The organism is Anaerosporobacter sp., from assembly GCF_965301125.1.
In genome coordinates this window covers 22,614-36,143 of record NZ_CBDLAM010000010.1, presented here as the reverse complement: position 1 = coordinate 36,143, position 13,530 = coordinate 22,614, and the positions used below count along the sequence as shown (strand labels likewise).

General features: G+C 35.4%; 13 protein-coding genes. 2 read left to right on the top strand and 11 right to left on the bottom strand.

The window, feature by feature from the left end:
* The first annotated feature begins 99 nt into the window (after positions 1–99).
* Complete coding sequence (locus ACW2QF_RS02105; RefSeq protein WP_455714338.1) at positions 100–1,002, top strand: AraC family transcriptional regulator; 903 nt, start codon at positions 100–102, stop codon at positions 1,000–1,002.
* Here ACW2QF_RS02105 and ACW2QF_RS02100 read toward each other — a convergent pair.
* The 11 genes from ACW2QF_RS02100 to ACW2QF_RS02050 form a co-directional block, all read right to left on the bottom strand.
* Entirely contained in the window at positions 974–1,909 is a 936-nt protein-coding gene (locus ACW2QF_RS02100; RefSeq protein WP_455714337.1) for an alpha/beta hydrolase, read from the bottom strand. The two genes, ACW2QF_RS02105 and ACW2QF_RS02100, sit on opposite strands and share 29 nt — an antisense overlap.
* A 494-nt stretch (positions 1,910–2,403) precedes the next feature.
* Entirely contained in the window at positions 2,404–2,838 is a 435-nt protein-coding gene (locus ACW2QF_RS02095; protein WP_455714336.1) for a threonine/serine exporter family protein, read from the bottom strand.
* Complete coding sequence (locus ACW2QF_RS02090) at positions 2,835–3,695, bottom strand: threonine/serine exporter family protein (protein WP_455714335.1); 861 nt, start codon at positions 3,693–3,695, stop codon at positions 2,835–2,837. The genes ACW2QF_RS02095 and ACW2QF_RS02090 overlap by 4 nt, the downstream gene beginning before the upstream one ends.
* Before the next feature lie 223 nt (positions 3,696–3,918).
* Positions 3,919–5,268 carry a hemolysin family protein gene (locus ACW2QF_RS02085; RefSeq protein ID WP_455714334.1) on the bottom strand — a complete coding sequence of 450 codons (1,350 nt, stop codon included), beginning with the start codon at positions 5,266–5,268 and terminating at the stop codon, positions 3,919–3,921.
* 50 nt (positions 5,269–5,318) lie between these two features.
* On the bottom strand, positions 5,319–5,666 hold the full coding sequence (locus ACW2QF_RS02080) for a type II toxin-antitoxin system PemK/MazF family toxin (protein ID WP_073291039.1): 348 nt from the start codon (positions 5,664–5,666) through the stop codon (positions 5,319–5,321).
* Positions 5,667–5,919: 253 nt separating this feature from the next.
* Positions 5,920–7,110, bottom strand: a complete 1,191-nt coding sequence (alr, locus tag ACW2QF_RS02075) for an alanine racemase (protein ID WP_455714333.1) — start codon at positions 7,108–7,110, stop codon at positions 5,920–5,922.
* A 55-nt stretch (positions 7,111–7,165) separates the two neighbouring features.
* Positions 7,166–8,695, bottom strand: coding sequence for an NAD(P)H-hydrate dehydratase (locus ACW2QF_RS02070; protein ID WP_455714332.1), 1,530 nt, complete (start codon positions 8,693–8,695; stop codon positions 7,166–7,168).
* Positions 8,692–9,087, bottom strand: a complete 396-nt coding sequence (acpS, locus tag ACW2QF_RS02065) for a holo-ACP synthase (RefSeq protein WP_455714331.1) — start codon at positions 9,085–9,087, stop codon at positions 8,692–8,694. Before acpS ends, ACW2QF_RS02070 begins: the two co-directional genes overlap by 4 nt.
* Positions 9,074–9,679 (bottom strand): hypothetical protein, encoded by a 606-nt coding sequence (locus ACW2QF_RS02060; RefSeq protein WP_455714330.1) that lies wholly within the window; start codon positions 9,677–9,679, stop codon positions 9,074–9,076. Before ACW2QF_RS02060 ends, acpS begins: the two co-directional genes overlap by 14 nt.
* A gap of 39 nt (positions 9,680–9,718) precedes the next feature.
* Positions 9,719–10,372: a redox-sensing transcriptional repressor Rex gene (locus tag ACW2QF_RS02055; protein WP_455714329.1), complete on the bottom strand. Its 654-nt coding sequence runs from the start codon at positions 10,370–10,372 to the stop codon at positions 9,719–9,721.
* A gap of 59 nt (positions 10,373–10,431) precedes the next feature.
* Positions 10,432–11,130, bottom strand: coding sequence for an MgtC/SapB family protein (locus tag ACW2QF_RS02050; protein ID WP_455714328.1), 699 nt, complete (start codon positions 11,128–11,130; stop codon positions 10,432–10,434).
* Positions 11,131–11,365: 235 nt separating this feature from the next.
* On the opposite strand from ACW2QF_RS02050, the gene abc-f reads away from it, so the two are divergent.
* Complete coding sequence (gene abc-f / locus ACW2QF_RS02045) at positions 11,366–13,327, top strand: ribosomal protection-like ABC-F family protein (protein ID WP_455714327.1); 1,962 nt, start codon at positions 11,366–11,368, stop codon at positions 13,325–13,327.
* Positions 13,328–13,530: the final 203 nt, after the last annotated feature.

Sequence of the window (13,530 nt, the reverse complement as noted above, 5' to 3'; positions counted from 1 at the left end):
TTTCCTATAAAATAATATAAATATTTTGTCCTTAATAATAAAATTGATAATCGCATCAGAGGTGAGAAAAATATCGAATTCTAAGAAGGAGAATGTAACATGCAGTACCCAGAACAGAAAAAAGAATTAATCAATGGAATTCCCTCCAACTATATCTGTAATATTCACAGTGTACATAGTGCAGGTGTTTCCTTTCCTGCCCATTTTCACAGCTATATTGAAGTACTGTATGGACTTGAAGGACATTTTAGTGTATGGCTGAATGGAAAATACCATTATTTTGCGAAAGGAGATTTGATTCTGATAAATTCTAAAGAGGTTCATCTAATCAATGCACTTGATGAACCAGGAGGTAACTATATTGTTCTACGTTTTGAACCAGAAGTTATCTATAACAATATGTTTCAGAATTATTCAGAATTAAAATATACCTTACCTTTCTTAATTGATAATCCAAGTCAACCAAAGGTAATAGCAAAAGACTTACTTGATAAGACATGTATCCCAGAATTATTATGGGATATTCTCAAAGAAATGAATGAACAAAGCTATGGATATGAACTGGCTGTTCGTAATCATATCGGTCGCATCTTTTTATGGATTTTACGATATTTTCATAGCAATGATCCTAGTGTAATTTCTCATTTAAATGAAGACGAATTGTATCTAAAACGATTACAACCTGCATTTGATTATGTAATAGACAATTATATGGACGAAATAAAGACGCCTGTCATGGCGTCCCTATGTAATATGAGTTCAAGTTATTTTTCAAGAATCTTTAATACGGTTATGAACATGAATTTTAATGACTATGTAAACCATATTCGTTTGAAAGAAGCTGAGAAACTTCTTGTATCAACAGATTTAAATATCACAGAGATATCAAATCAAGTGGGTTTTAACACAACAAGCTATTTCATCAAACTCTTCAAACAGAATAAAGGTACTTCTCCTAAGCAATACCAAAAACTTACTTACACCGATCAAAAAACTCTTTAATCTTTGCCTGACAATGTTCCATTTGGATAAGATAACTTTGTCCATGCCCAGCTCCTGGTACTGTTTCAATATAACGATCTGCTATGCACGCTTCATAGTTCTCACGACTCATGTACGATGGAACAAACCGATCAGACTCTCCATGCACAAATAGCACTGGCCTTGAATTCTTTGCTAGTGCTTCCTTTGTGTTTGTCTCGTTTATATTAAATCCCGCTACAATACGGCACAAGAGTCCAAAAATTGGTACGAGTGGAAATGCTGGTAAATGATAATATTCTTTCGCCACGTGTGCGTATATTTCTCTTGGAGAAGTATATCCACAATCAGCTATAATCCCAGTCACATTAGAAGGTAAATCGAGCCCACTTACCATCAGTACCGTTGCCGCACCCATAGATACTCCATCTAGGATAACTGGTAGTTTGTCTCCTAACTTCTCATTCAAGAAGGAAATCCACCTTGCAACATCATAACGTTCCTTAATCCCAAAAGTAATGAATTTTCCTTCACTAGCGCCATGCGCCCTTTGATCAATAATTAGCAAATTACAATCTTGTTCATAGTAGAAACGGCAAACTGCACCAAAATCAAAAACACCTTGTCCACGAAATCCATGAACACATAAGACCGTTCTCTTAGGGTTCTTAGCACGAAGCAACCACCCCTTAAGTCGCAATCCATCATTACTAGTAATCGAAACCTGCTCTGGACTTTGATCATTCACCCAATCTCTACCCTCAAAAATAATACTCTGAAACTTCTTTAGGCTTCCCGTACACCTATGCTCATCATCAGGAACTTTAACCCCATAACGGTAAATAGCGTAACGAAAACAAGAAACTTCTAAAAAAATAACTGCAAGTAAAACAACTAAAACAATAACCCCGAATATCCTAAATATCACTACTACGCACTCACTTTCCTATATAACACTCAATAATTCATTATAGTCTTATGTTTTCACTTACATAGCAGATTTATGTATTCATTCACAATATTCTTATATTCTACTTACGTAGCACAGCAAAACTCTCAATATATATCCAAACATAACGTTTTTACATTCTCCCTTATGTAGCAACAGCAAAACTCTCAACACATAAAACAGCTTCTTAGCTGACGTACAATGACTAAGAAACAATAGCAAAACACCTCTAGTACTTCTTAGTGTGTACACCATAACCTAGGAAGGCGAGGCTAGGACGCCGAGCCAGCCTGAGCTGAGGCAGGATGCCGAATCGAAGGCGTTTCCGTATCCTTTGAACCCCCTATTCGTACACACCTAGAAGTACTAAAGGTGTGAAGCGTGTTTCGTGTCATAGTACGTCAGCTAAGAAGCCTGATGAACGTACCCAGAGTTTTGCGTCCCACGTAAACGGAGTTTTGCAACCCCCTTATCTACTTCCATTGTTTTTTCAATTGAATAATTTTAAATACAGAATCCATGATAAAGATTGCTAGCGCGATTACTCCTGCAATCTGAACTGTTTGTGATAGATAGTAAGACGCTAATTCCCCGTTTCCTTTAAGTGAATAATAAGCAGTACGATACATTCCTGCTCCTGGTACCATTGGCATAATTCCTGGTATTAAGAATACTGTTCCTGGAGCCTTTAATACCCTTGCAAATACATGGGAGATCAGAGCCACTACCATCGTGGCTGCAAATGCTTGCATTGTAACTACTGATGGATATTTCACTTCAATTAATAAGTATACCCACCAACCAATCGCTCCAACCGCTCCAGAATACAGTATTAATTTCTTAGGAACTCCTATTACGATTGACATTCCTACCACACCAAGGAATGAACCTATTACTTGTAAAATCATAGCATACTACCTCCAATTACCGTTACCCCAAATGCTAACCCTACACCAATTCCTACTGCAATACATGCTGCGATAACGAATGCTTCGATTGCTCGACTACCTCCAGAGAGGTAATCTCCTTGTAAGGTATCACGAATTGCATTGGTAATGGCAACGCCTGGCACTAAAGGCATAATAGAACCAACGATTATAATCTCTACAATAACCGAATTATTTAATAGATGTGCATATAACATAGTGCAAACGGCAATTATAAATGAAGATAACATATCCGTGATGAAAGTATTCAATTTCACTTTTCCTGTAATATGTCTACATGCTACAATCCATAATCCATTTATAGCCGATAATGCAGATGCTAAGATACCTCCACCTAATAAGAGGGTGAAGAAAGAGGAGGTCATTATAATCCCTATATAGACTAGGATAGTTGAATATTCTTTTTTATTTTTTATACGTAATAATTGTTGATAAGCTTGTTCAACGGTTATCTTACCAGAGCATAGTCTTCTTGATACATCATTTACTTCATATACCTGACTTAAATTAGATTGTTTTTCACTAACTCTTGTTACCTTTGTAATAGCATCGATACTTGGATCATCAAGTGTAACAAACAAACCTGTAACCGTTGCAAATGTTTCTGCAGTTTCTAGACCAGAGGTATGAAGGATTCTACAAATCGTATCCTCTACACGGTATGTTTCTGCCCCGCTCTTTAACATAATTTGCCCAGCTAACAATGCTGTGTCCATCAACAGCTTGTACCTAGCTTGTCTATCTTCCTTAGATACGTGTTTCCGCTCCATACTTTCCTTCATATCAGTATTCTCAGGTTCAAAAACATCTTCTTTCATATTGTTCTTTACCTACCTCCTAATGTAACCAAATAATATAACATACTTTTTTCATGATTATTTCACAGTTTGAACACAATTGCAATCTATAATTGTCTGCAGATAGTAAAACAACTATCTACTCCCACCCTATTATACGATAGGTAATACTCTCCCCTATGAAGTATTACCGACAGCAAAAGAACGCTACCTTAAGCGTTCTTTTACTTTTTACATATTTATTTTATTCTTCCGATTCATTTGACTCGATTGTATTATCTTCGACTTCCTTGGTTACACGTACAAAACGGATCATTTTATTCTTAATATCTAATATTTCAAATAGATATCCTTCATAAGAAACAGATAGATGCTCTCCCTCATTTGGTATTCTATTTAATAACGATATCAATAAACCATTCAGTGTATCAAAATCTTCTTCCTCAATTTCTATACCTAATATATCCTCAATATCATCAAGGCCTGCTAGTCCTCTCATTAAGTATCTGCCTTCACCTTGCTTGATAATTAATTTCTCATCTATATCATATTCATCTAGGATATTACCCACGATTTCTTCGAGAATATCTTCCATGGCAACTAAACCTGCAGTTTGTCCATATTCATCTACTGCGATTGCCATATGTATCTTCTTCAACTGCATGTCATTAAATAATACATCAATATTCTGTGTATCGGGAACAAAATACGGTTTCCTCGCTATAAGTTTAAGAGGTTTGTTCTTAAACTTAGGAGACATGTAACATCTCGTTACGTCTTTTACATGAAGGATACCAATAATATTATCGATGTCGTCTTCATATAACGGAAATCTTGAATAGCTCTTATCTAACATAAACCGTAATGTCTGTTCTACCGTTTGATTACTATCAATTGCTACAATCTTCTTTCGATGAGTCATAATGTCTTTCACTTCTTTCTCATCGAACTCAATAATATTAGATATCATTTCTGCTTCATTTGAAGCGATAACACCCTGTTCTTGACCTTCATTAACCATCGATATGATTTCATCTTCTGTAACATTTTCTTCCAAATCTTCCGGTTTAATATGACACAAACGTAAAATTAGATTCGTTATCTTCTCTATTAAAAATGCTATTGGCGTTACTATTCGTATAAAAAATAAAACAAAGTTCGATACTGTGTAAGCTGCATTTTCAGAATCCTTAAGGGCAAGTTTTTTAGGTAAAACATTGCCAAAAAGAATACTAATGAACAAAACTACAAAAACGAAGATGACTGTCCATACAGTCCTTGTTATATCATCTGATATAAGAAAATACTTTTGGAAATTAACATTGCGAATAACATTAGCAAAATCTCCAGCACATATATATCCCACTAGCACACTTGTAGTTGTTAAAATAACTTCAACTGCGTTAGTGTAACTATCTGGTTTATCTATAAAACCTAATAGAACTTTGGATTTCTCATCTCCATCTTCTGCTTTTTTCCTAACTGTTACTTCATTAATTTGTTCAATTGCTTTTGCCCCATAAGATATGATGGCTTTTAATAATAGAAGTAACAAAACTACAACGATACCTACTATCGGATACCCGTCACCCATGTAAAATCTTGTCTCCTTTATCATGTACTACAATTGACTCGTACCAGACCTTATGTATCCAGAGAGAAACTAATAAGCAATGCCTTATCAATCTTTTTTAGTACATCTTGGTCTAAGTGACAAACTTTCTCCTTGAGTCTAGTTTTGTCAATTGTTCTAATCTGCTCCAGTAAGATAACAGAATCCTTAACAATACCATATTTCTCTGCATCAAGCTCTACATGTGTAGGAAGCTTTGCTTTATTCATCTTTGAGGTAATCGCTGCACAGATTACCGTTGGACTATGTTTATTTCCTGTATCATTCTGAATGATTAAAACCGGGCGCACACCACCCTGTTCAGAGCCCACTACTGGTCTCAAATCTGCATAAAAAATATCACCGCGCTTAATTATCACTTTATTCACACTCCATTTATTGGCTTTAGCTTTATTATTGCCAGTTTTGACCTGTGTATTCCTAAAGTGTACGATTTTTCTACGGTTATTATTTGGTAGATTGCTACTTACTAACAATATGCCTTGTAATAGTAAGGCATACTTCACTTTTAAACCTTAAAAAATTCACTTTGTAACTGTCTTAATCTGAAACTCATTTACCCGTTACTAAAACATATTCTTTCAGATCCGGGTAAGGTATAACTAAATAAACTTATAAATACAACTCTAAAACTTGAGGCAGACAGTTATAATAGTCTGCTGTTCCAACTTTCTTTCCTTCTTTATAGTATACTCTCGGTACACGCTTTCCTATGTCACAAACAAGTTCATAATTAAATGATCCCGCCAAATCTGCAACTTCTTCAATCGATATCGATTCGTCACCATCTTGGCCAATCAATGTTACCTTATCCCCTTCTTTCACATCTGGAATATCCGTAATATCCACCATAAATTGATCCATACATACTCTACCAACAATAGGAGCTGATTTTCCATGAATTAAAACTCTTCCTTTAGAGGAAAGACTTCTTGGATAACCATCTCCATAACCAACTGGTATTGTAGCAATTACACTATTCCGATTTGTAATATAGGTATTATTATAACTAATTCCCGTGCCAGCTTCAACACCTTTTATATAAACTACATTACAAATTAATGTTAAAGCAGGTTGTAACAGTAATTTTTTCTTGTTTACTTCACTTGAAGGATACATACCATACGTAGATATACCACTTCTTACCATATCCAGGTTTGCTTCTGGTAAATCTATTATGGACGCACTATTGGATACATGTTTTACTGGTATACTTATACCTTCTTTTTCTAATTTATCTACAAATGTTAAGTAACGACTTAACTGTTTTCTAGCAGATGTCTTATCTGCTTCATCTGCACATGCAAAATGGGTAAATAACCCATCAATAATGATGTTTGGCAGTTTACTAATTTCTTTAATAATTTGAATACTTTCTTCCGTATCTTTGAATCCAATACGAGTCATTCCAGTATCAACCTTAATATGAATCTTTGCTTGTTTTCCAAGTGAAACTGCAATATCAGAAAGGCATTTTGCCATATCATATTGGAAAACCGTTTGAATAATATCATATTTTACTAAATCTTCATATTGCTCATGCGGTGTGAAGCCTAATATTAGTATTGGCTTTTCAAATCCTGCCAAACGAAGTTCTATCCCTTCTTCAATAATAGCAACTCCATAAGCATCAACTTTATCCTTCAAAGCAGTTGCTAACGCAACAGCTCCATGTCCATAACCATCCGCTTTAATAACTGCCATGATTTTTGTATTAGCGTTGATATTCCTTCTTACTTCATCAATATTGTTACAGATTGCATCGAGGTTAATACTAGCCTCTACTCTGTAGTATTCTTTCATGAAATCTGCCTCCTTACAATGTCCATATAGGTAACTATTTCTTCCCTACATTCAGTCACTCATGAAGTACTAGTGGAAGTGCTTCAATTATATCACTAGCAATTAAAGAGTAAACACTCTTAATTTCAGCTGCTTTATCACCCGCAAGACCATGTACATATACGCTTAGAGCGGTTGCTTCAAATCGTTCCATACCTTGTGCTAACATTGCTGCTATAATTCCTGTCAAAACATCTCCTGCTCCTGCAGTAGCCATTCCATTGTTTCCAGATAGATTAACATAGCAATGAACGCCATCCGTTACAACTGTTCTAGCATCTTTTAATGCTAACACATATTGTTTCCCTTTTACTGCATTCATCGCAACGGTCAATAGATTCTCCTGAACATTTAAAACTTCACAATCTAACATCCTAGACATTTCCTTAAGATGTGGAGTCACGACTACATTCTCTGGTAAATCAATATCACAATAACATTCTTTCTCGTTATCTTTTGCAATATACTGTGTCTTACCAGCTAACATCGATATAGCATCCGCATCGATAACAATTGGTACCGTTGCATGATTTAATACGATGTCTAATAGATGATCTGCCGCTGCAGAAATTCCAATTCCTGGTCCTATCACAATTGAAGTAGCCCATTGTAATTCTCGTATAATACGGTCCACTTCTAATTTGTTTTTCAAATTAATAGGATCGTATGTTGATAAAATAGCCTCTGGTAATAGGCTTTGGATAATACTACGATTATCTTCCACGGTTAGAACTTTCACAAGTCCTGCCCCTGCACGACATGCTGCCTTAGCAGATAAATAGCAAGCCCCGGACATATTACGAGAGCCTGCTATGATTAGTACCTTACCAAAGGTACCCTTATTCGAATAGTTCTTTCGTAATGGTAAGTGAGATAAATCTTCCTTCCCATAATAAAAAACAGATGGCTTCACATATTCGATTGCCTTTACAGGAAAACCAATATTTGCTACTATTGTTTCACCAGCGTACTCACAGCCAGGATATAAAACTAAACCAATCTTGTTTACACCAAATGTTATTGTATAATCTGCTTTAACTGCAATATTCATAACTTTTCCGTTATCTGCATGAATTCCTGAAGGAATATCAACGGAGAAGACTGTATTATCACATACATTAATTGCTTCTATTGCTTGTTCAAATGCTCCTACAACTGGTTTTGACAAACCAATGCCAAAGATTGCATCTATAATAATAGTATATTCTGATACCTTCACATTGTTATAGACCTTCACGTCCATATTGCGCGCAATAAATAACTGCTGCTTTGTCTGCTCAGAAGCTCTCTTTTCATCCCCAATAATAAGTACATCGGCGTTGTATCCAAGCTCCTTCAACATACGTATTGCAGCGATGCCATCTCCACCATTGTTACCAGTACCACATACTGCTAGAATTCTATCATTTCTAGTTATCTTTGTTTGCATTACTTCAACGATTGCCATTGCCGCCTTTTCCATTAAAACAAGGCTTGGTACACCAATCATATTGCTGGTATACTCATCTATTGCCTTCATCTTTGCAGCATCAACTAAATATCTCATGTTTCTTTCCCTTCTGCTACTACAAAAGCATTTGAATATATGTTCGTATTTGTTATAGATACATGGATTTTTGTAATCCCACGTTCATTTGCAAACTTTAGAGCATTACCATATAATGTAACATAAGGACTCCCGAGTTTGTCTCGAAGCACCTCTATATCTGTCAGTGAGAATCCACATAACCCTGTACCAAATACTTTAGAAACAGCCTCTTTTACAGCAAAATTATCCGAGGCCTTTCTAATATCCTCTCGTATCAGATCAATCTCACGTTTTGTAAAACATCTTTCAAGAAAATGTTCGTTCTTACAAGCTTTCTCTACACGTTCGACTTCAATTAAATCTACACCAATACCAATAATCAACGTTATTCCATCCTTACTCTTTATCATCTAATATATCTAGAACTGCGCTTCCTAGTATATCATGCATATACGAATAAAGTGAACTATTTTCTATTTCTTTATCCTGTTTTTCTAGAATTCTTACTTTTAGTGTCTCCCGTGTTTTACGAATCCATTGATCCGCTTTTTCAATTTCTATTTGATTATGTTTCAATTTTGTATAGCAGACTTTCATGCTTTCGACCATGAGCTCCTCATTTGCTTTTTTAATCTGGTAAGGCATGTCTAGAAGAGTATCATCTGCTTCCTGCATTTTTATGTTAATTTCTTCAATAAACTGATGACTTTTCTCAAGTTTTTTAGCTTTCAACCTTCCAGCTGGAGAATTATCAGTTTCCATATTGGCTACGATTTCACTCATTAATTTCTTCTTGAGTTTTTTCATATCCTTTATATCATTAATCATTTTACCTTGCTGCTTAAGCAAATTATTCAAATTAGTCTCTAGTTGCTTAATAGTTGCAGTCTTCTCATGTTCTGGAATAAGTTGGTACCAGCGATCATCTAGTGTTAGTATTGGAATTTTTTTCCCTTGTAATGCTTCTATAATCTCAATACTCTTGTCCATTTTTCTCGCCATAAAATCTCCCTTTTACACAAATCACTGCGTATTTGTCCGTTACTGTTTTTCTTCATTTTCTTGTTCTTCACGTGCTTTTAAGTTATACGATAGACGCATTAAACTTTCAGCAAGATGAACATTCTCAACCATGATATTCTTTGGTAAATTCAAATCAGTTGGTGCGAAATTCCATATCGCTTTCACTCCCCAGCTTACTAGATCCGATGCAACTTGTGGTGCTTTTGCTTTTGGCATGGTCAATGCCGCAATATGGATACTATTATTCTTCACAAAATCTTCCAGTGTGTCCATCATTCGAATCTCAATCCCTCGTATGGAGATTCCCTCAAGTCTTGGATTCACGTCAAAAATACCTTTGATTACAAAACCTCTTCTTTCAAAGTCCGTATAATTTGCTAATGCCTGTCCTAGATTTCCTGCACCGATAATAATTAAATTGTATTTCCTATCAAGTCCAAGAATCTTTCCTATTTCCGTATAAAGATACTCCACATTATATCCATAGCCTTGTTGTCCGAAACCCCCGAAGTTATTAAGATCCTGTCTAATTTGTGAAGCTGTTACTTGCATCTTCTCGCTAAGCTCTTTTGATGAAATACGAACAACATCATTTTCTAACAACTCACCCAAGTAACGATAGTATCTTGGAAGTCTTTTAATAACTGCTAACGATATCTCTTTTTCGTACACAACGCACCCTCCTTATATCATAACCCTTATTTTCATTATAACTACTCGTTAATTATTTGTCAATTTGAGATGAAATATGCAGTCCTTACCATTTCATGCCTTTTTATTCTCTCTATTATTTTCTCAGCTGATTTTTCTTTTGATTCGATTGCACCAATGAACATACCTATAGATGAATCTTCTTCTTTATTCGTTACTGTCTCAAGCTTTATAATTGACATCTTATTTTCTTTCAACAGTCCAATCATCTCCCCAATAGCTTCTACCCGAGTAACTTCTATATAAATATCAACAGTTAATGATTTTGATGTTATATTTGATTCTACTCCTTGTAGTATCTCCATACTAGCTAGTATGAAACCACAACCTAGAATAGCTCCTTCATAAAAACCAATTCCAATAGCAAGCCCCATACAGGCGCATGCCCATAACCCTGCTGCCGTTGTTAAACCTTTGACATGTTGTTTCGGTGTAACAAGAATTGTCCCTGCTCCAAGGAAACCAATTCCACTAATTACTTGTGCTCCCATTCTTGTAGGGTCCGTGCCCATCTTCAGCACAGATATAATAAATTGGCTGGTAATCATAACCAAAGTCGATCCAATACACACGAGTATATGTGTCCGAAATCCTGCTGGCCTTCCTTTTCTCTCGCGGTCAAAACCGATAATGCCTCCACACAAAAGTGCTAGTAGCATACGTACTATTATTGACAAATAATTAATTTCTCTTAAATTACCGACTATATCAATTCCCATAATACCTCCAAATACATAATGGTATATAGTACCTCTTCTATTTTATTATATAATTTTTCCTTATAAATTGCATCATTTTTCTAAAGAAAATGCGCAAATATCTAGCATTCACACAATAAGTATGATAAAATAACTGTTGATTTTCATGAGCCACTTACCTAGGTCTGCTAAGCAATTTGGACCCAAATTTCTGTATGGACCTACGAAAAAACGCGAAGAAAGGATGACCACAATCATGATTTTATCATGTAACAATATAAATAAATCCTTTGTTGGAAAACAAGTTCTTACTAATGTTTCATTCCACGTGAATGAAGGTGAAAAAACTGCAATTATCGGTGTAAACGGAGCAGGTAAATCTACACTACTTAAAATTATCATTGGTGAAATGAGTGCAGATTCTGGTGATGTTACGTTTGCTAAGGGTGCTACTATGGGTTATCTAGCACAACATCAAGCACTTACTTCGCATCACTCCATCTATGAAGAACTTCTGGAAGTAAAAAAGGATGTTATCGAATTATACGATCGTATGCGTTGTCTAGAACATGATATGAAGGAAGCTTCTGGCGATGAATTAGAATCTATGCTTTCTACTTATGCTAGATTAAATCACGAATTTGAATTGCAAAATGGCTATGCCTACCAAAGTGAAATTACTGGAATTCTAAAAGGTCTCGGATTTACAGAAGAGGAATTTCAAAAATCCATTGATAAGTTATCGGGAGGTCAAAAGACACGTGTTGCCCTTGGTAAATTACTTCTTACTGCACCTGATATCATCTTCTTAGACGAGCCTACCAACCATCTTGATCTAGAATCCATTGCATGGTTAGAAAATTATCTTCTGAACTACCGTGGTGCTGTAGTAATTGTTGCCCATGATCGTTATTTTCTCGATAAAATCGTTACAAAAGTCGTTGAAATTGAATATACCAAATCTCAGATGTACCTTGGCAATTACTCAGAATTTGCAGAGAAGAAAGCTCTCGTTAGAGATGCACAATTAAAGAGTTATCTGAATCAGCAAAAAGAAATCAAACATCAAGAAGAAGTTATTGCAAAGCTTCGTTCTTTCAATCGAGAAAAGTCAATCAAACGTGCGGAGAGCCGTGAGAAGATGCTTGATAAAATTGATCGTATCGAAAAACCAATAATGGAACAACATCGTATCTCTATTAAATTAGAGCCACATAATATAAGTGGGAATGATGTTCTTACTGTAAAATGTCTATCTAAAGCCTTCGGACCAAAGAAGCTCTTCTCCGATTTAGATTTTGAGATTAAACGAGAAGAGAAAGTAGCCATAATCGGTAACAATGGTACTGGTAAAACTACTATATTAAAGATACTAAATGGTTTATTAGATGCAGACTCTGGCGAGATGCGCCTAGGAGCGAAAGTTAAGATTGGTTATTACGATCAGGAACATCAAGTACTATCCCCAGAAAAAACTATCTTTGATGAATTACAAGACACTTATCCAAATCTGACCAACACTGAAGTTCGTAATATTCTTGCTGCGTTCTTATTTACCAATGATGATGTCTTCAAACGTATCAAGGAATTAAGTGGTGGTGAACGTGGACGTGTTTCCCTTGCCAAATTAATGCTATCAGAAGCGAATTTCTTGATCCTTGATGAACCTACGAACCATCTTGACATCGCTTCTAAAGAAATCCTTGAAGATGCCATTAACAGTTATTCTGGAACAGTTTTATATGTGTCACATGACCGTTACTTCATTAACAAAACAGCAACTCGTATTCTAGACTTAACGAATAACCAGTTACTTAACTATATAGGTAACTACGATTATTATGTAGAGAAAAAACCAGAAGTGGAACGTATGTATCTTGGCGCTAATTCCATAAATACATCTAATACAACAACTTCTACTTCATCAGGTACATCTTCCGTTCAAACAGAATCGGCTACGGACACGTCAGAAACCAAGCTAGATTGGAAGCAACAAAAAGAACAACAAGCAAAAGAAAGAAAACGTCAGAATGAGCTTAAGAAAGTTGAAGATGAAATCAGTGCTTGCGAAACAAGAAACGATGAGATTGACCAACTTCTAACTCTTGAAGAAGTTTATACAGATGTACCAAGATTAATGGAACTAAATAATGAAAAGAAATCAATTGAAGAACGATTAGAAGAACTCCTAGAACAATGGGAAGAACTTTCGATGTAGATAAAAAGGTGCTGTCGCAAAACTTCTACTAAGAATCAGAATAAACAGTTGCATTAAAGATTATCCTAAAGTTTTTAAACTAAAAGCTTTATGCTAGTTTCTTCTAGCAACTGTTTACTCAGATTCTATGTAAGTAAATTCATGTGACAGCTACAAAATCTTTTTGAACAAAGTACAAAGCCGTTGTATATGTAAGTATGCTA